This is a genomic window from Citrobacter sp. CK185, from assembly GCF_030333565.1.
GTDB classification, from domain to species: Bacteria; Pseudomonadota; Gammaproteobacteria; order Enterobacterales; family Enterobacteriaceae; genus Citrobacter_B; species Citrobacter_B koseri.
The window spans coordinates 38889-57907 of sequence record NZ_JAOWFR010000025.1 but is presented as its reverse complement, the minus strand read 5'-3'; the positions used below and the strand labels follow the sequence as shown (position 1 = coordinate 57907).

General features: G+C 54.0%; 21 protein-coding genes. 7 read left to right on the top strand and 14 right to left on the bottom strand.

The window, feature by feature from the left end:
• The first annotated feature begins 143 nt into the window (after positions 1-143).
• Positions 144-584 carry a transcriptional regulator SlyA gene (slyA, locus tag OGV79_RS12665; protein WP_012132526.1) on the top strand — a complete coding sequence of 147 codons (441 nt, stop codon included), beginning with the start codon at positions 144-146 and terminating at the stop codon, positions 582-584.
• Between the two features lie 48 nt (positions 585-632).
• On the opposite strand, the gene slyB is transcribed toward slyA, so the two are convergent.
• Positions 633-1100, bottom strand: coding sequence for an outer membrane lipoprotein SlyB (gene slyB, locus OGV79_RS12660; RefSeq protein WP_012132525.1), 468 nt, complete (start codon positions 1098-1100; stop codon positions 633-635).
• A gap of 283 nt (positions 1101-1383) precedes the next feature.
• Here slyB and anmK point away from each other — a divergent pair, with 283 nt between their 5' ends.
• The 5 genes from anmK (at position 1384) to pdxY (ending at position 5959) form a co-directional block, all read left to right on the top strand.
• Entirely contained in the window at positions 1384-2505 is a 1122-nt protein-coding gene (gene anmK, locus OGV79_RS12655; RefSeq protein ID WP_024130367.1) for an anhydro-N-acetylmuramic acid kinase, read from the top strand.
• Between the two features lie 86 nt (positions 2506-2591).
• Entirely contained in the window at positions 2592-2921 is a 330-nt protein-coding gene (gene mliC, locus OGV79_RS12650; RefSeq protein WP_012132523.1) for a C-type lysozyme inhibitor, read from the top strand.
• A 58-nt stretch (positions 2922-2979) separates the two neighbouring features.
• Positions 2980-3636, top strand: a complete 657-nt coding sequence (gene pdxH / locus OGV79_RS12645; protein ID WP_012132522.1) for a pyridoxamine 5'-phosphate oxidase — start codon at positions 2980-2982, stop codon at positions 3634-3636.
• 126 nt (positions 3637-3762) lie between these two features.
• Positions 3763-5037, top strand: a complete 1275-nt coding sequence (gene tyrS / locus OGV79_RS12640; RefSeq protein WP_024130365.1) for a tyrosine--tRNA ligase — start codon at positions 3763-3765, stop codon at positions 5035-5037.
• Positions 5038-5098: 61 nt separating this feature from the next.
• Positions 5099-5959: a pyridoxal kinase PdxY gene (gene pdxY, locus OGV79_RS12635; RefSeq protein ID WP_058669168.1), complete on the top strand. Its 861-nt coding sequence runs from the start codon at positions 5099-5101 to the stop codon at positions 5957-5959.
• Between the two features lie 174 nt (positions 5960-6133).
• Here the strand turns inward: pdxY and gstA are convergent, their stop codons facing one another.
• The 12 genes from gstA to blr form a co-directional block, all read right to left on the bottom strand.
• The gene (gene gstA, locus OGV79_RS12630; protein ID WP_024130363.1) at positions 6134-6739 is read right to left on the bottom strand and encodes a glutathione transferase GstA; all 606 of its coding nucleotides are present in this window, start codon (positions 6737-6739) and stop codon (positions 6134-6136) included.
• Positions 6740-6843: 104 nt separating this feature from the next.
• On the bottom strand, positions 6844-8349 hold the full coding sequence (gene dtpA / locus OGV79_RS12625) for a dipeptide/tripeptide permease DtpA (RefSeq protein ID WP_047457245.1): 1506 nt from the start codon (positions 8347-8349) through the stop codon (positions 6844-6846).
• Positions 8350-8960: 611 nt separating this feature from the next.
• Complete coding sequence (gene nth, locus OGV79_RS12620) at positions 8961-9596, bottom strand: endonuclease III (RefSeq protein WP_049008478.1); 636 nt, start codon at positions 9594-9596, stop codon at positions 8961-8963.
• Complete coding sequence (locus OGV79_RS12615) at positions 9596-10288, bottom strand: electron transport complex subunit E (protein WP_012132516.1); 693 nt, start codon at positions 10286-10288, stop codon at positions 9596-9598. Before OGV79_RS12615 ends, nth begins: the two co-directional genes overlap by 1 nt.
• Positions 10289-10291: 3 nt before the next feature.
• The gene (rsxG, locus tag OGV79_RS12610; RefSeq protein ID WP_012132515.1) at positions 10292-10912 is read right to left on the bottom strand and encodes an electron transport complex subunit RsxG; all 621 of its coding nucleotides are present in this window, start codon (positions 10910-10912) and stop codon (positions 10292-10294) included.
• A gap of 9 nt (positions 10913-10921) precedes the next feature.
• A complete protein-coding gene (gene rsxD / locus OGV79_RS12605) occupies positions 10922-11974 on the bottom strand; it encodes an electron transport complex subunit RsxD (RefSeq protein WP_012132514.1) in 1053 nt (350 codons plus the stop codon).
• Positions 11975-13993, bottom strand: coding sequence for an electron transport complex subunit RsxC (gene rsxC / locus OGV79_RS12600; RefSeq protein WP_199977079.1), 2019 nt, complete (start codon positions 13991-13993; stop codon positions 11975-11977). It lies immediately after the preceding gene.
• Positions 13986-14564 carry an electron transport complex subunit RsxB gene (gene rsxB, locus OGV79_RS12595; RefSeq protein WP_012132512.1) on the bottom strand — a complete coding sequence of 193 codons (579 nt, stop codon included), beginning with the start codon at positions 14562-14564 and terminating at the stop codon, positions 13986-13988. Before rsxB ends, rsxC begins: the two co-directional genes overlap by 8 nt.
• Complete coding sequence (gene rsxA / locus OGV79_RS12590) at positions 14564-15145, bottom strand: electron transport complex subunit RsxA (protein ID WP_005121199.1); 582 nt, start codon at positions 15143-15145, stop codon at positions 14564-14566. Before rsxA ends, rsxB begins: the two co-directional genes overlap by 1 nt.
• A 76-nt stretch (positions 15146-15221) precedes the next feature.
• Positions 15222-15662 (bottom strand): DUF2569 domain-containing protein, encoded by a 441-nt coding sequence (locus OGV79_RS12585; protein ID WP_012132511.1) that lies wholly within the window; start codon positions 15660-15662, stop codon positions 15222-15224.
• A gap of 89 nt (positions 15663-15751) precedes the next feature.
• Positions 15752-15967 (bottom strand): transcription modulator YdgT, encoded by a 216-nt coding sequence (gene ydgT / locus OGV79_RS12580; protein WP_024130361.1) that lies wholly within the window; start codon positions 15965-15967, stop codon positions 15752-15754.
• A gap of 306 nt (positions 15968-16273) precedes the next feature.
• A complete protein-coding gene (blr, locus tag OGV79_RS12575; protein WP_048902389.1) occupies positions 16274-16399 on the bottom strand; it encodes a division septum protein Blr in 126 nt (41 codons plus the stop codon).
• Positions 16400-16644: 245 nt separating this feature from the next.
• On the opposite strand from blr, the gene OGV79_RS12570 reads away from it, so the two are divergent.
• Positions 16645-17685: an oxidoreductase gene (locus OGV79_RS12570; RefSeq protein ID WP_024130359.1), complete on the top strand. Its 1041-nt coding sequence runs from the start codon at positions 16645-16647 to the stop codon at positions 17683-17685.
• A 290-nt stretch (positions 17686-17975) separates the two neighbouring features.
• Here OGV79_RS12570 and add read toward each other — a convergent pair whose 3' ends face one another.
• Positions 17976-18977, bottom strand: coding sequence for an adenosine deaminase (gene add / locus OGV79_RS12565; protein ID WP_286468531.1), 1002 nt, complete (start codon positions 18975-18977; stop codon positions 17976-17978).
• Between the last annotated feature and the right edge of the window lie 42 nt (positions 18978-19019).

Sequence of the window (19019 nt, the reverse complement as noted above, 5' to 3'; positions counted from 1 at the left end):
GAGGTACAGCACGTCTTTTCCGCATAATGTCTGAAAAAATGTCTACCTGTAAGCAAATTTAGCAATACATTTGTTTTGAGCATATAAATGCTGCACACTATTCTAAAATCAGTATAATATCTTAGCAAGCTAATTATAAGGAGATGAAATTGGAATCGCCACTAGGTTCTGATCTGGCACGGTTGGTGCGCATTTGGCGTGCTCTGATTGACCATCGCCTGAAACCTCTGGAGTTGACGCAGACACACTGGGTAACGCTGCATAATATTCACCAACTTCCGCCGGATCAGTCGCAAATACAGTTAGCCAAAGCGATTGGCATTGAACAACCGTCTCTGGTGCGTACGCTGGATCAGCTTGAAGACAAAGGGCTTATCTCACGACAAACCTGCGCCAGCGATCGTCGCGCCAAGCGAATTAAGCTGACGGAGAAGGCGGAACCGCTCATCACAGAGATGGAAGCCGTGATCAATAAAACGCGTGGAGAGATTCTGGAAGGGATTTCGCCGCAGGAACTTGAGCTGTTAATTAAGCTGATTGCGAAACTTGAGCACAATATTATTGAGTTGCAGTCTCAGAACTAAGACCAGAAGAAAGGCGTGTGGCCAGAGGCTGACCACACGTCTGTTGGATTAGCGCGGAGAAACAGTAACCTGGCTGCCGTTGCTGGCCAGAACAACACGCTGACCTGCGGAGAAACGGGTATCGCCCTGTTTCTGTACCACCATGATGGTGTTGCCGTCATCCTTACGGATTTCCAGTTCCACACCCTGAGTTTTGTTCATCGCGCCCTGGACGCCTTGTCCCGCTACGCCACCTGCGACTGCGCCAGCGGCCGTCGCCAGTGAACGACCCGTCCCGCCACCGATGGTATTACCGAGGAAACCACCGAGCACTGCACCACCGATAGCGCCGATCACGTTGGAGTCATCACCGCCCTGGATTTGCACCGGACGAACGTTAACGACAGTGCCGTATGTGACATTCTGTACTTGTTTCGCCTCGGACGCGGTATAGACATCACCGGACAGGCTATCGTTATTCACACAACCCGCTAAAGATAAGCCCATCAGTGAAACGATCAGCACACGTTTAATCATCTATAAATCTCCTGTTCACCATGAAACGCCACAAAGCATCCCTCATGGTTAAATTATATGGCATATACGACCGTAAAGGCACATGTTCTGCTGGAACAATGTGAAAATCATAATCAGATTTGGGTTAACCAAGTATAAACGAATCATCCATGAGATTTATCAGAACAGAGTGTCAGCGTCTGCATCGAAGGGTAAAAATGCTTAATGAAGCATGGTATTAGCGGAAACTTTGTGGTTGAGTGGTAACGCTAAAATCATGCTTAACACGCTAAAAGGAAGATGTATGAAATCGGGCCGTTTTATCGGCGTTATGTCTGGAACCAGCCTTGATGGCGTCGATGTTGTGCTGGCGGCAATTGATGAAACGATGGTCGCACAGCAGGCGAGCCTGACCTGGCCCATCCCCGTTCATCTTAAACAAGCCATTCTGGATATTTGCCAGGGGCAACAACTCACGCTTTCCCAGTTTGGCCAGTTGGATACGCAGCTCGGGCAGCTTTTTGCCGACGCGGTGAACGCGCTGCTGGCGCAGGAAAAACTGCGGCCGCGGGATATTGTCGCCATCGGCTGTCATGGTCAGACGGTCTGGCATGAACCTACCGGCGCTGCGCCGCATACCTTACAAATCGGTGATAACAACCAAATTGTCGCGCGAACCGGGATAACGGTTGTCGGTGATTTTCGTCGTCGCGATATTGCGCTGGGCGGGCAAGGCGCGCCGCTGGTTCCCGCGTTCCACCAGGCGTTGCTGGCGCACCCGACAGAGCGTCGGATGGTGCTGAACATTGGCGGTATTGCCAACCTGTCTTTGCTCATACCGGGTCAACCGGTAAGAGGGTACGATACCGGGCCAGGCAATATGCTCATGGATGCCTGGATCTGGCGGCAGTGCGGTAAGCCTTATGATAAAGACGCGCAATGGGCCAGCGAAGGGAAAGTGATAATTCCGCTGCTGCAAAATATGTTGAGCGATCCCTATTTTTCAGCGCCCGCGCCGAAAAGCACCGGGCGTGAGTATTTCAACTATGGCTGGATAGAACGCCACCTTTCGGCCTTTCCTGGCCTCGCTCCCCGCGATATTCAGGCAACGCTGGCTGAGCTGACCGCGGTGACAATTTCTGAACAGGTTCTGTTAAGCGGCGGCTGCGAGCGGCTGATGGTGTGCGGCGGCGGGAGTCGTAACCCTTTGCTGATGGCGCGTCTGGCCGGGTTGCTGCCGGGTACGGAAGTTACCAGCACGGATGAAGCCGGGATCAGTGGCGATGATATGGAAGCGCTGGCGTTTGCCTGGCTGGCGTGGCGCACGCTCGCCGGGTTGCCGGGGAACCTCCCTTCGGTGACGGGGGCCACAGAATCCAGCATTCTGGGGGCCATTTTCCCGGCGAACCCACGAACTCAGAGTTAACTGAATTTTTCCGGGCCTGTCTGCCGTTAAACTGAAAGGGTTAGGAAGGGCGTATTTGCCCTTCGGACCAGGAAAGTCTTCGGGATATGTCTATGAAAAAACTGCTCATTGTATGTCTGCCTGTGCTCCTGAGCGGTTGTAGCGTCTACAACCAATTGCTTGAGCGTATGCAAACGGACACGCTGGAATATCAGTGTGATGAAAAACCGCTTACCGTAAAAATGAACAATACCCGGCAAGAGGTGAATTTTGTTTACGACAATAAACTGTTGAACCTCAAACAGGGCATGTCTGCGTCGGGAGCACGTTACACGGACGGCATCTACGTCTTTTGGTCAAAAGGCGATGGCGCAACGGTCTATAAACGCGACAGAATTGTGCTGAATAACTGCCAGTTACAAAACCCGAAGCGTTGAGATTTTCACCTGGGCGGCGCACAATAGCGCCACCCACTGACAATCCGTAGCGAACACCATGTCTGATAACGACGAATTGCAGCAAATCGCGCATCTGCGCCGTGAATACACCAGAGGCGGCCTGCGTCGCAACGATCTTCCCGCTGAACCGTTAACCCTTTTCGAACGCTGGCTGGGTCAGGCATGTGATGCCAGACTGGCGGACCCGACCGCGATGGTGGTCGCCACCGTCGATGAAAACGGCCAGCCTTATCAACGCATTGTGCTGCTTAAACATTACGATGAAAAAGGGATGGTGTTTTACACCAACCTGGGCAGCCGTAAGGCACATCACCTCGAAAATAATCCGCGTATCAGTCTGTTGTTCCCGTGGCATATGCTGGAACGGCAGGTGATGGTGACTGGCAAAGCGGAACGCCTTTCCACGCTTGAAGTGGTGAAATACTTCCACAGCCGCCCGCGCGACAGCCAGATTGGCGCCTGGGTGTCTAAACAATCCAGCCGAATCTCTGCGCGCGGCATTCTGGAAAGCAAGTTTCTTGAGCTGAAGCAGAAGTTCCAGCAAGGGGAAGTCCCGTTGCCCAGCTTCTGGGGCGGATTCCGCGTCAATATTGAACAGATGGAGTTCTGGCAGGGCGGCGAACACCGTTTACACGACCGCTTTTTATACCAGCGCGAAAACAACGCGTGGAAAATTGACCGGCTTGCTCCTTAAACCCCGAAATTTGTTGTGTTAAGCGCTAGCGCTGCGTGCGTCAGCGCTTTATTCTATATACCTTTCGCGTCTGGCGAAAAGTCGTGTACCGGCAAAGGTGCAGTCGTTTTATACATGGAGATTTTGATGGCAAGCAGTAACTTGATTAAACAATTGCAAGAGCGGGGGCTGGTGGCCCAGGTAACGGACGAGGAAGCGTTAGCAGAGCGACTGGCGCAAGGCCCGATCGCGCTCTATTGCGGCTTCGACCCTACCGCTGACAGCTTGCATTTGGGGCATCTTGTTCCATTGTTATGCCTGAAACGCTTCCAGCAGGCGGGTCACAAGCCTGTTGCGCTGGTAGGCGGCGCGACCGGTCTGATTGGCGACCCGAGCTTTAAAGCCGCTGAGCGTAAACTGAACACCGAAGATACTGTGCAGGAGTGGGTGGATAAAATCCGCAAGCAGGTTGCACCGTTCCTCGATTTTGACTGTGGTGACAATTCCGCCATTGCCGCGAATAACTACGACTGGTTTGGCGGCATGAATGTGCTGACCTTCCTGCGCGACATCGGCAAGCACTTCTCCGTCAATCAGATGATCAACAAAGAAGCGGTGAAGCAACGTCTGAACCGTGACGATCAGGGCATCTCCTTTACCGAGTTCTCCTATAACCTGTTGCAGGGTTATGACTTTGCCTGCCTGAATAAACTGCACGGCGTTACGCTGCAAATTGGCGGCTCTGACCAGTGGGGCAACATCACCTCCGGTATCGATCTAACCCGTCGTCTGCATCAGAACCAGGTGTTCGGCCTGACCGTACCGCTGATCACCAAAGCAGATGGCACCAAGTTTGGTAAAACCGAAGGCGGCGCGGTATGGCTGGACCCGAAAAAGACCAGTCCGTACAAGTTCTACCAGTTCTGGATCAACACCGCAGATGCTGACGTGTACCGCTTCCTGAAATTCTTCACCTTCATGGACATTGCCGAGATCAATGCGCTGGAAGAAGAAGATAAGAACAGCGGTAAAGCGCCGCGCGCCCAGTATGTGCTGGCAGAGCAGGTCACGCGCCTGGTGCATGGCGAAGAAGGTCTGGTTGCGGCGAAACGTATCACTGAAAGCCTGTTCAACGGTAATCTGAGCGATCTCAGCGAAGCCGATTTCGAACAACTGGCTCAGGATGGCGTGCCGATGATCGAGATGGAAAAAGGCGCCGATCTGATGCAGGCGCTGGTGGATTCCGAACTGCAACCGTCTCGTGGTCAGGCGCGTAAAACCATCGCCTCTAATGCGGTGACCATCAACGGTGAAAAACAGTCAGACCCGGAATATTTCTTCCAGGACAGCGACATTTTATTCGGGCGCTACACGCTGTTGCGCCGCGGTAAAAAGAATTACTGTCTGATTTGCTGGAAATAATAAAAAGTCAGCAGGGGCGTGGGAAACCACGCCCCTTTATTATTTTAGGGTTATGGTAAACATGAAGAATATCCTCGCCATCCAGTCGCATGTTGTGTTCGGCCATGCGGGCAACAGTGCTGCTGAATTTCCGATGCGCCGCCTTGGCGCGAATGTCTGGCCGCTCAACACCGTTCAGTTTTCTAACCACACGCAGTATGGCAAATGGACAGGATGTGTTATGCCGCCCGAACATTTGACTGAAATTGTTCAGGGTATTGCGGATATCGATAAACTTCAGACGTGCGATGCGGTTCTTAGCGGCTATCTGGGTTCCGCAGAGCAGGGTGAGCATATTCTGGGGATTGTCCGTAAAGTAAAAGCGGCGAATCCACAGGCGAAATATTTCTGCGATCCGGTCATGGGGCATCCTGAAAAAGGGTGCATCGTGGCGCCTGGCGTCGCTGAGTTCCACGTTCGCCATGCGCTCCCGGCCAGCGACATTATCGCGCCCAATCTGGTGGAGCTGGAAATTCTCTGTGAACATGCGGTCAATAATGTTAATGAAGCCGTACTGGCTGCCAGGGAACTGATTGCGGAAGGGCCGCAAGTTGTGCTGGTTAAACATCTCGCCCGGGCGGGATACAGCCCCGACCGCTTTGAGATGTTGCTGGTGACGGCGGATGAAGCCTGGCATATTAGCCGTCCGCTTGTTGATTTCGGGATGCGTCAGCCAGTGGGTGTCGGGGATGTGACCAGCGGTTTGTTGCTGGTAAAACTGTTGCAGGGCGCAACGTTGCAGCAAGCGCTTGAACACGTTACTGCGGCGGTATATGAAATTATGATCGCCACGAAAAATATGCAGGAATACGAGTTGCAGGTGGTGGCCGCGCAGGATCGCATTGCTAAACCTGAACACTATTTCAGCGCGACGCAGCTGTGAGTTTTACCGAAGCGCCCGGAGGCGCTAACGCTTACCGGGCCTACGGGCTGTTTTGTAGGCCGGATAAGGCGTAGCCGCCATCCGGCAAAGTGCCCGGAGGCGCTAACGCTAACCAGGCCTACGGGCTATTTTGTAGGCCGGATAAGGCGTAGCCGCCATCCGGCGCAACAACCATTAGTTCAAACCTTCCGCCTTCAGCGCCGCCGCCACGCAGGGGCGTTCAGCGACCCGCGCCATATAAACGTCGATATGGCTTAATCCTTCCATATTCAGCTTCACCGCTTTCGCCCAGCGCAATACGGTAAAAAGGTAGGCATCTGCGATCGTGAAACGCTGGCCGCAAAGACACTGGCCTTCCTGGAGCGCGTCATTCACGTAGTGCAATTTTTTCTCCAGTTGCGTACGGACAATCGGTTTATATTCCTCTGGCGTATCCGGGCGGAAGAGTGGCGTAAAACCTTTGTGCAGCTCCGTGGCAATATAGTTGAGCCATTCCAGCGTCTTGTAGCGGGAGATGGTGCCTGTCGGTGCCAACAGCTGACGATCGGGCACGCTATCTGCCAGATATTGCATAATCGCAACGCCTTCGGTCAGTAAGGTGCCATCGTCCAGCAGCAGAGCCGGAACCTGTCCTTTTGGGTTTACCGCGAAATAATCATCGCCGTTTTCCAGACGCTTTTTCGCCAGATCAACGCCATCCAGCGTGAAATCAATACCGCTTTCCCGCAGGGTGATGTGAGAAGCAAGAGAACAGGCGCCCGGTTTGTAGAACAGTTTCATCGGTAACTCCTTTTTGCTGAGGTTTAACGTATGGTAGTGCGGCATCAGGCAAAAAAAAAGCCGCTAACGCACGTTAGCGGCCTGAATATCAGTTTCCCTGAAAATTACGCGGTAGCGGTTTTGGCGGCCTTCGCGTTTTCTTCATCATCCTGAGTCATGCGATTCAGTTTCGGCGCGGTGATAAGCATCAGCGCGGCGATAACCGCAGTGGCGACACCGATTTGCAGGAATACGCGACCGTAAACTTCCAGAGACATCAGCGGGTCAGTAACGTTTTCCGGCACTGCCATCATGCCAGCCACGTAGCCACCAATCAGGTTGGCGCCCGCCGTAGTCAGGAACCAGCTCCCCATGATGAAGCCCATCAGACGCTGTGGAACCAGTTGGGCAACCATTGCCAGACCCAGACCGGAGATCATCAGTTCACCGATACTTTGCAGACCGTAGCTGAGGATGAGCCAGTTAACAGACACAATGCCTGCATCTGTAGCGAATTTCGCGCCCAGCGGCAGAACGAGGAACGCGCCAGAGCACAGAACCATACCGATAGCGAATTTGGTCGGCATCGGCAGCGTATCACCCATCTTGTTATAGATGGCCGCCAGAATCGGGCTGCCAATGATGATCCAGAACGGGTTCAGCGCCTGATACTGCTCCGGTTCAACCGCGATACCGAGGATAGTGTGTTCAACGTTACGGATTGCGAAGAAGTTCAGTGACGTCGGCATCTGGCTGTACAGCACAAAGAAGATAATCGCTTCCAGCATCAGGATGAATGCGACGATCATTTTACGACGTGCCGCGCCCTGCATCGCGAACGCTTCTTTACCAAAGATAATCACGATACCCAGAGCGATCACGCCCAGAACCATACGTGCAATGCCCTGGTTGTGCAGCAGCCAGGTCGCGATAGCGATCAGCACGATAACGCCTGCGATAGTCGCCAGCAATTTACCGAAATGTACCGCTTCGAAGTCTGGTTTTGAGCCGTAATCTTTAACCCAACTGCGGCAGAACAGGAAGTTAACCACCGTGATGAGCATACCGACGAAGCTCAGGGCAAACGCCACGCTCCAGCCGAATTTTGCGGCAAGCCACGGCGTCGCCAGCATAGAGAAGAAGGAACCGATGTTGATGGACATGTAGTACATGGTGAATGCACCGTCCAGACGCGGGTCATCTTTGGCATAGCAGGTCGACAGCAGAGAAGACGGGTTCGCTTTGAACAGACCGTTACCTACGGCGATGGTCGCCATCCCCATATAGACGATCGCAACGTCATGACCGGACCAGGCGACCAGGCCATAACCAATCGCCAGTACGATAGCACCCAGCAGAATGACGCGTTTGGTGCCCAGAACTTTATCCCCTAACCAGCCGCCAATGGCGACCAGACCATACACCAGGGCGCTAAAGGAAGAGAAAAGGGTGATGGAATCCGCTTCTGACATACCCAGTTGTTTAACCAGGTAGACGGCCATAATTCCTTGCAGGCCGTAATAACCAAAACGCTCCCATAACTCAATAGAGAAAATGAGATAGAACGATTTCGGTTGTTTGAAAGCGTTCAAACTGACGCTTTCAGTTGGTTTATTGTTTGCAGTAGACACTTTTACCTCTTTTTTTACATCCCATATTAACGGGGGTGTTCTGGCGCGTGATGAGTCAAGTTCATCCGTCCGATTGTTATAGTGGGAGGGGAAACGGCAAGTAATGTTCACTATCTTTCCCTTCCATACAAGGGGTTTGTAATATTCTGTTACATATATCTTGCGTGGTGGAATCATCGGGACTGAGAAATGTTATGTAGCGTTAAATTTCTTCATTTGTAAAATGGCAGTTTTTTACACTACAGGGAGGGGCGAAAAAGCGGATGGTGGCGATATGTTCTGCTATTTGAGGTTTAAAGTAGTGATATAGGCCATTATCTGAAAAATAGCCAGTGTAATGTTTTGTATTGAAAAGGCATCATCAGGTCATCTGGTTGTAATTTTAACCGTATTTGATAAAAAATTTTACACGAAGTTATCAACGTGATCTGGATCACGTATAGATAGAAATTTCAGTTTCTAAAAAAACGATTAACCTGGTGAAGTGTTAAATCAAAAGAACATTGCATTAAGAAAGCGAAGCGGGCCGGTATCATAGTCGGGTAAACAGGTGAGCCGAAGTGGATAACAAATTGTTATGCGTCGGGGCGTACGGCGTCGCCCCTGGCGCATCAGATATCGACTTTCTCTTTGTATTCGCAAAGATCTTCAATAATGCAGGAGCCGCAGCGTGGTTTACGGGCAATGCAGGTGTAGCGGCCATGCAGAATTAACCAGTGGTGGCAATCGACTTTAAATTCCGCTGGAACGACCTTGAGCAGTTTTTCTTCCACCTGCTCGACGTTTTTACCGGGGGCGAACTGTGTCCGGTTACAGACGCGGAAAATATGCGTATCGACAGCGATAGTTGGCCAGCCAAATGCGGTATTGAGCACCACGTTGGCTGTTTTACGCCCGACGCCGGGCAGCGCTTCCAGAGCCGCCCGATCCTCTGGAACCTCGCCATTGTGCAGTTCAAGCAACATCCGGCAGGTCTTAATCACATTCTCCGCTTTGCTGTTGAACAGGCCGATAGTCTTGATATACGACTTTACGCCCTCGACGCCAAGCTCCAGCATAGCCGCCGGGGTATTGGCGACGGGATAAAGTTTTGCGGTCGCTTTATTCACGCTGACGTCCGTGGCCTGTGCTGACAGCAATACGGCGATGAGTAGCTCAAACGGCGAGGTGAAATTTAACTCCGTTGTGGGGTGTGGATTGTTGTCACGCAGGCGCGTTAATATTTCCAGTCGTTTTGTTTTGTTCATTACACATTCCCTGTTTCACCTGACGGAAGCTCAGCGGCAACGGCTTCGGCGCGGCGTTTTTTCATTTTCTCGTCAATAAGGTACTTCACGGCCAGCATCAGCCCCAGGCCAATAAAAGCGCCGGGCGGCAGCATCGCCAGCAGGAAAGGCGAGTCGGTATGAAAAATCTCCACGCGCAGCACTTTCGCCCAGTCGCCCAGCAGACCGTCAGCGCCATCAAACAACGTGCCATTGCCGATGATTTCACGCATGGAGCCGAGGACAAACATGGCACCGGTCGCTCCCATGCCAATGGAAAAACCGTCCAGCGCGGACAGCGCCGGGCCTTTTTTCGCGGCAAAAGCCTCTGCGCGCCCCACAACGATGCAGTTGGTCACAATCAGTGGAATGAAGATCCCCAGCGACTGATACAAGCCGAAGGCATAAGCGTTGATCAGCATCTGTACTGCACTGACCACGGACGCGATGATCATTACGTAGATTGGGATGCGGATTTCCGCTGGCGTCCAGCGGCGCAGGGCGGAAATTGTCAGGTTGGTCAGCGTCAACACCAGCGTGGTAGCGAGGCCGAGGCCTAATGCATTCGTGGCGGTGGAGGTCACTGCCAGTAGCGGGCACATGCCAAGCAGCTGTACAAGCGCTGAGTTGTTTTTCCACAAGCCCTGAACGATAACGTCTTTAATTTCGCTCATGGTTTATTCTCCACAGGCGGTAAGTTGAGGAAGTTGCGCCGGTAAGGTCTGCGCGTACAGGCCCGCACGTTTCACCGCGTTGACCACTGCCCGGGGGGTAATGGTTGCGCCGGTAAACTGGTCAAAATCACCGCCGTCTTTTTTCACGGCCCAGTGAGCATCGTTCTCAGCGCCGATGGTCTTCCCGCTGAAGTGGGTGATCCAGTCGGATAAGCGCAGCTCAATTTTATCGCCCAGGCCAGGCGTCTCATGATGTTCTGTCACGCGTGTACCCAGCACCGTGCCGCTGAAATCAGCGCCAACCAGGAGCTGTATGGCGCCAGAATAGCCGTCCGGCGCCGTGGCTTCAAGAATGGCGGCGACGGGCTTATCGTCCTGACGGGCGATATAGATGCGGTGCGTACCTTTGCCCAGCGCCGGAGCATTCACCAGAAAGCAGCTGTCCTGCAAGGTATTATTGTAGCGATCGGCAGGCAGAACCTGATCAAATAACGCTTTTTGCTGGAGAACCGCCTGTTCGGCAATCGTCGATTTAGTGACCAGGTTAATGGCCGCCGTCAGCCCCGTCGAGCCTGCGGCAAACAGCGCCAGCGTGATACCGTGTTTACGAATCGTTTTCAGCATGGGGTGTCCTTAGCGATGCCCGTAGACGCGAGGTCGGGTGTAATAATCAATCAAAGGCACCGTGATATTCGCCAGCAGTACAGCGAACGCCACACCGTCCGGGTATCCCCCGAAACTGCGAATCAACCACACTAACAAACCCGCCAGCGCGCCAAAAATCAGACGACCACGATTGGTTGTCGAGGCGGTGACGGGATCGGTCAGAATAAAGAACGCGCCCAGCATTGTCGCGCCAGAAAGCAGATGCAACTGCGGAGACGCCAGTGAATCCCCGGCGAATGCCCATCCCAGAGTGGAGCAGACAGCCAGCGTCACTAAAAAGCTGACCGGAATGTGCCAGCGGATCGCTTTTTGCCAGAGCAGCCACACGCCGCCAATAAGCCAGGCGATGTTTACCCACTGCCAGCCCGCACCGGCCAGCATGCCGCTGTAGATGGGGTACTGCATAATCTGTTCAACAGCGTGCCCGGCATGTAACGAGGTTTTGAACGTATCGAGCGGCGTAGCCTGGCTGATGCCGTCAATGCCCATGCGTAACGTATTCATGTCGCCGCCGCTGGCGGTGTGTCCGGTGAAGATGACCTGCAACGCATCCAGAAGGCCTGGCGCCGTTGCGGCGATGTCATGCGGCGGGAGCCAGCTTGTCATCTGTACCGGGAATGAAATCAACAGAACGACATAACCAATCATCGCTGGGTTGAATGGGTTTTGCCCCAGACCGCCGTAAAGCTGCTTGGCGATAATGACGGCAAATACGGTGCCCAATACCACCATCCACCACGGGGCGAGAGGCGGTATGCTCACAGCGAGCAGCAAACCGGTCAGCAATGCTGAGTTGTCTTTTAAGATAGCGGCGATCGGCTGTTTACGCAGTTGAAGCACGGCGGCTTCTGCGGCCAGCGCGCTGACTGCGGCCAGTATAATCTGGAACAATGTGCCCCAACCGAAAAACCATAGCTGGGTGGCAATCCCCGGCAGCGCGGCGATTAATACCAGCATCATGATACGCGATGTCTGGCGCTGGTTATGGGTATAAGGCGAGCTTGCGATTCTGAATACCATTTATTCCTCGTTAACAACCTGCTGCTGTGCTGCTTTTTTTGCCTGAACGCGGGCAATCGCCGCTGCGACGGCGGCTTTACGCGGGTCGACCGGTTCGGCGGGTTCCGCAGCGGCCTGCTGTTCCTGCTTACGCGCTTTGGCGCGGGCAATTGCCGCTTCGACAGCGGCTTTGCGCGGGTCGACCGGTTCGGCGGGTTCCGCAGCGGCCTGCTGTTCCTGCTTGCGCGCTTTGGCGCGGGCAATTGCCGCTTCGACAGCGGCTTTACGCGGGTCGACCGGTTCGGTAGGTTCCGCAGCGGCCTGCTGTTCCTGCTTGCGTGCTTTGGCGCGGGCAATTGCCGCTTCGACGGCGGCTTTGCGCGGGTCGACCGGCTCGGCGGGTTCCGCAGCGGCGTTCTCCGTCTGTCTGGCGCGCGCCTGCGCTTTACGCGCTTCACGGGCAGCAATAACCGCGCTGTTATCCGGCTTCTCTCCCGCGTTGATGACAACAGGCTGAGTCGCCTGTGCCTGTTTCTCTTTTACGCGCGCCAGCGCTGCGGCGATGGCATCCTGATCTTTTGCCGCAGGTTGTGCGGCCGCATTTTTATGGCGCTCAAGGCGTGCGGCTTTCTCACGCTCCAGTCGCGCCTGTCTGGCCTCAAAACGCGCTTTCGCTTCAGCCGCGCGTTTTTCTTCTTGCGCGATCGCGTAAATCTCCGCTTTTTCCTGACGGAAATACTGCACAAGCGGAATGCTGCTGGGGCATACCCAGGCGCAAGCGCCGCACTCAATGCAGTCGGCAATGTTATGCGCGGTGGCTTTATCGTGCTGTTGGCCTTTGCTGAACCAGTACAACTGTTGGGGCAACAAATCGGCGGGACAGGCATCGGCACAGGCGCTACAGCGGATACAACCTTGCTCTTCCGGCGTTTCGCCCATTTCCGTAGCGGAAGGCGCGAGAAGGCAGTTAGTGATCTTCACAACGGGAACATCAAGCCAGGGCAGGGTAAAGCCCATCAGCGGGCCGCCCATAATCACCATTTGATCGGCTGAAGAACAGAAGCCCGCATCATTAAGCAGGTGGCTGACAGGCGTCCCCAGCCTGGCCCAGACGTTACCGGGACGGCTGACGGACTCTCCGGTCAAGGTCACAACGCGCTCGGTGATCGGTTCCCCGTCAATCACTGCGCGTTTGACGGCATAAGCCGTACCAACGTTTTGCATCAGCACGCCGATATCAGAAGAGCGGCCACCGTGCGGAACCTGTTTCCCGGTCAGGATCTGGGTAAGTTGTTTTGCGCCGCCGGAAGGGTATTTCGTTGGGATAACGCGTAACGCGATATCATGCGCATCGGCCAGAACGGCACGCAGCATTGAAATGGCCTGCGGCTTGTTATCTTCGATACCTATCAGGACCTCACGCGGTTGCAGAATATGGGCAAGGATACGGATGCCTTCCACCACCTGCGCGGCGCAATCCTGCATTAAGCGGTCATCAGCGGTGATATAAGGTTCACACTCCGCCGCGTTGATGATCAGCGTTTCAATCTTATCGCCGCCGCCCTGTAATTTGACGCCGGTCGGGAACCCTGCGCCGCCGAGTCCGGCAACGCCGAACTGGTGAATCCGGGTAATTAGCTCTTCGCGGCTGCGGCGCTGATAATCCGCCCAGCCGTCGCGTTCGATCCAGCGATCTTCGCCATCGGCATCAATCATCACGCTAAGCTCAGCCAGGGCTGACGGGTGCGCGGTAGAGTGGGGCGCAATCGCGATAACTTTCCCGGACGTCGGCGCATGGACGGGCAGCATGCGGCCGCGACCTCGGGTCAGCGGCTGGCCTCGCAGGACGCGATCGCCCACGTTAACGCACAGCTCTCCCTCAGCGCCAATATGCTGCTTAAGAGGAATGATAAAGCGCGGCGCCAGTGGAACCTGTCGCAGAGGCGTACCGTTTGACTGGGTTTTCATTTCCGGCGGATGAATGCCGCCATCGAAATCCCAGATTTTATCTTTTCTGAATGCAGAGAATAACTTAAGCATGTTGTTCCACGGGAATGATACGAACGGGGATGGTGTTCAAATCCCACTTCCAACTGTCAGGTGTTTCCGCGACCGGGCGTAATTCAATGCATTGCGTCGGGCACGGGTCAACGCACAGGTTACAGCCGGTGCAGAGATCGCTCATGACCGTATGCATCGCGCGCGTGGCGCCCACAATGGCATCCACCGGGCATGCCTGAATACATTTAGTGCAGCCGATGCAATTGTTTTCATCGATGACCGCCAGCATACGCACTGGCGCAACTTCTTGTTCATCACCGTCGATAGGTTGCGGATCGACGTTCAGTAACGTTGCGATTTTCAACATCACCGCTTCGCCGCCCGGCGCACAGCGGTTAATTTTTTCACCCTGACTACCGATGGCTTCAGCATAAGGGCGGCAGCCAGGATAGCCGCACTGCCCACACTGGCTCTGCGGTAAAATTTCGTCGATTTTTTCGACAACGGGATCGTCTTCCACGGCAAACCGGCGGGAGGCGTACCCCAGGATGGCGCCGAATGCCAGGCCCAGCAGGCTCACGGCGACTACGGCAATCCAGATAGCATTCATTACAACTTCACCAAACCACTAAAGCCCATAAAGGCCAGAGACATTAAACCTGCGGTAATCAGCGCAATCGCGTTACCGCGAAAAGGGGCAGGGACGTCTGCCACGGCGAGGCGCTCGCGAATCGCCGCGAACAGCACCATCACCAGAGAGAAGCCGACGGCGGCGGAGAAACCGTACAACGCCGACTGCAAAAAATTATGACCGAGGTTAATGTTCAACAACGCCACGCCAAGCACCGCGCAGTTGGTGGTGATGAGCGGCAGGAAGATCCCCAGCAGACGGTACAATGCCGGACTGGTTTTACGCACCACCATCTCAGTAAATTGCACTACCACCGCGATGACCAGAATAAACGCCAGCGTCCGCAGGTAGATGAGATCGAGCGGAATCAAAATCCAGGTGTCAATCAGCCAGGCGCAGATAGACGCCAGCGTCATCACAAACGTGGTGGCGAGCCCCATACCCATTGCGGTTTCCAGCTTTTTGGAAACCCCCATAAACGGGCAGAGACCCAGAAACTTGACCAGTACAAAGTTATTGACCAGTACAGTTCCGACAAAGAGCAGCAGGTAATCAGTCATTTTTCGGCCTGAAATAAAAAAGCCGCCTATTATCTGTCAATCTACAGCAGGCGACAACAGGTTAACTGTAAGGGTATTACGGGTTCACAAACGTTGCTTTAACGCGCGCCGAGCGTTTGAAATAGGGTACGATCAGCGCGGCCGCCAGTAACGGGAACAACAGTTGGCGAACCGCAAACGCGTCTGAGACTGGCGAAAAAGCAAAGGCTTTAATTGCCAGCAAGACCGACACCAGCAGCCAGATAATATAATGTTTAGGCACGCAGTGGCGGCGCTTGAAGAAGGCGATGGTCAACCATAGGGTGTAATACCACATTGCGATGGCGGTAATAAACGAAACGCCCCACAACAACAGGTTGCCGGTACTTTGCTCACTGAGCATATGGAATGTCTGCGGCGTAGCCAGCGCAGTAGCATAGAGCAATAACGCGAGCGAGGCGCTCAGTAACGCGACTAACAGCCAGGCCAGTGGGCCAAGCAACCAGCCCCCGATGCGTTGTGCCGGTGTTGTGGTCATATCTTCTCCAGATTTGCCAGCGCGAACAGGCAGACTATTTCATTTTGGGGCCAGTATTATAAAGCTTTTAACGCCGATCGCTACTTTCTTTATTGTACGTAATGCCAGACTGATTTTGGCACCTGACCGACATCATACAGACGACCGCCCGAGACCAGCTCCGCGCGACGATGATCTGCGGCGCGATACATATTGATGATCTCCCGATCGTCAGAGAGGGTGTAGTTAAGGTGATCAAACAGTTTTTCCAGGCTCTCAAGCGAACTGATTTTGCGGAATTTTAATAAATAATCCTGAACTGTCATAAATAGCGATCCATATTAAACAAATAACACCAACGGAGTAGTGAATATAAAAATAAACAAAACGACACCGAAAAGAATAATCGGCGCGCAAGGGTAAATAAGCGTATTCTTACGTGTCATGAATCAGGTGAGCAGAGCACCTGCCGGAAGGGTAACGCGCTTCATGACAACTGGCAATAAGCGTGCGGCCAGCAGACGGCATATTTCGCTTTTTTTGCCGCTTTTCATCTTTTCCTGATTTTTCTGGCTGTAAACCGAAACCATTTCTGACGATATGCCGCTATGCCGCAACTGGCCAGGACACGCTTATTTTTTCTGAACGGAGGCCGTCGGTTCAGGGGGCTGGTAATTATCGATATGGCTGGCGACGCCTAAGAGGATCACTGAGACAACGAGAACAATCCAACCGGTTAATTCAATAAGGCGATTCATTACTGACGACATTTTTTTGCTTTGATTTATCCATAAACACAGGATGCAAATGTTACTCATCAATAAATAAGACGGCAAGGGTGTCGGGAACGATTTCAGCGACTTTTTCGCCGCAGGAGAGCCCAAAGTCACTGATGTTTGACTTAAGTTAAGCAACAACCTTTATAACCTGGCGGTTATTAAACTATTGTGAGTGGTTAAGGGATAGTGTGAAATGACCCCGTTCTGACATGAGAGGCAAAGACATGAGTGACAACATCCGGGTAGGGCTAATTGGTTATGGTTATGCCAGCAAGACTTTCCATGCGCCCTTAATCGTGGGGACGCCGGGTCTGGAACTGGCGGCGGTTTCCAGTAGTGATGAAACAAAAGTGAAGGCAGACTGGCCTTCTGTGGCGGTTGTCTCAGAGCCTAAGCATCTTTTTAACGATCCGAATATCGACCTTATCGTCATTCCTACGCCCAACGACACCCATTTTCCGCTGGCGAAAGCCGCGCTTGAAGCGGGAAAACATGTGGTTGTGGATAAACCCTTTACCGTGACACTGTCACAAGCCCGTGAACTCGACGCCCTGGCGCGCAGCCTGGGACGCGTGCTTTCTGTGTTCCATAACCGCCGTTGGGACAGTGATTTCCTGACGCTGAAAGGATTGCTGGCCGATGGCGTTCTGGGGGAAGTGGCTTACTTTGAATCCCATTTCGACCGTTTCCGCCCGCAGGTCCGCGATCGCTGGCGCGAACAGGGCGGCCCTGGCAGCGGTATCTGGTACGATCTGGCGCCGCATCTGCTGGATCAGGCGATCAATCTGTTCGGTTTACCGGTCAGCATGACGGTGGATCTGGCGCAGCTTCGTCCTGGCGCGCAGTCGACGGATTATTTCCACGCGATATTATCCTACCCGCAGCGTCGGGTGATTCTGCACGGTACGATGCTGGCAGCGGCAGAATCAGCACGTTATATCGTGCACGGCTCGCGCGGCAGCTACGTGAAATATGGCCTCGATCCACAAGAGGAGCGGTTGAAAAACGGTGAGCGACTGCCGCAGGAAGACTGGGGTTACGACATGCGTGACGGCGTGTTGACGCGCGTGGAAGGCGAAGACCGTGTGGAAGAGACCTGGCTGACGGTGCCGGGTAATTATCCGGCTTATTATGCGGGCATCCGTGACGCGTTGAATGGCAACGGTGAAAACCCGGTTCCGGCGAGCCAGGCGATCCAGATTATGGAGTTGATTGAGCTGGGGATTGAATCAGCGAAGCATCGCTCTACGCTGTGCCTCGCGTGATGACGGTGTACTCTTCTGGTGCCGGGTGTTGCCGGATGACGGCGTAAACGCCTTATCCGGCCTACGGTTGTGCAGTTACAGGACTGATAAGCGCAGCGCCATCAGGCGTCGGGATGTTGCCGGATGGCGGCGTAAACGCCTTATCCGGCCTACGGTTGTGCAGTTGTAGGCCTGATAAGCGCAGCGCCATCAGGCGTAGGTGCTGCCGGATGACGGCGTAAACGTCTTATCCGGCCTACGGTTGTGTCGCTGTAGGCCTGATAAGCGCAGCGCCATCAGGCGTTGCGTGCTTAAACCGCTGCGACTTTCTCACGCAATGCGCGTTTTTCCGCTTCGCTTAAAAACGCCATTTCCAGGCCATTGATCTGTGCCTGACGAATCTGCTCGCGGGTTAATCCTGCCGCTGGCGCCGCTACCGTGTATTCGTGAATAATATCCACACCCTGTACCGCGGGATCATCCGTATTCAAACTTGCCAGCACGCCATGCTCAAGGAACGTTTTCAGCGGATGTGCAGCCAGCGAGGCAACGGTGCTGGTCTGGATATTAGACGTCAGACAGGATTCGATACCGATTCGCTGTTCGATCAGAAAATCTATCAGCGCGCGATCTTCCACGGCCTTCACGCCATGACCGATACGTTCGGCGCCCAGTTCGCGAATGGCCTGCCAGATGCTCTCCGGGCCCGCCGCTTCGCCAGCATGTACGGTAATATGCCAGCCCGCATCACGCGCGCGGTTAAAGTGAGAGAGGAACAGACTGCCCGGGAAGCCAAGTTCATCGCCCGCTAAGTCAAGCGCAGTAATGTGATCGCGGTGCGCCAGCAGCGCTTCCAGTTCCTGCTGACAGGCCGCCTCGCCGAAAGTACGGCTCATGATGCCGATCAGACGAGCTTCAACGCCAAAAGTCTGGCACCCTTCACGTACGCCAGCGATGACCGCTTCGACCACGCCTGCCACAGGCAACTGGTGCGTCATCGCCATATAACCCGGAGAAAAACGCAGTTCGACATAATGCAGGCCGTTGCGGGCGGCATCTTCAATATTTTCAAAGGCCACGCGACGACAGGCATCCAGCGACGCCAGAACTTTAACGCCCCAGTCGAGCTTTGCCAGAAAACTGACCAGGTCAGGCTCCGTTGAAGTGATCTGCACATGCGGAATGAGCGCGTCAAGCGTTTGTGCCGGGAGGGCTAAATTGAACTGACGGCCAAGATCAAGAATAGTTTGGGCACGAATGTTGCCATCAAGGTGGCGATGAACGTCAGTTAACGGAAGGGAAGTATCAATCATGGTCGCACTCTTTTTTAATATAAAAGTGCTCGCCATTATAAA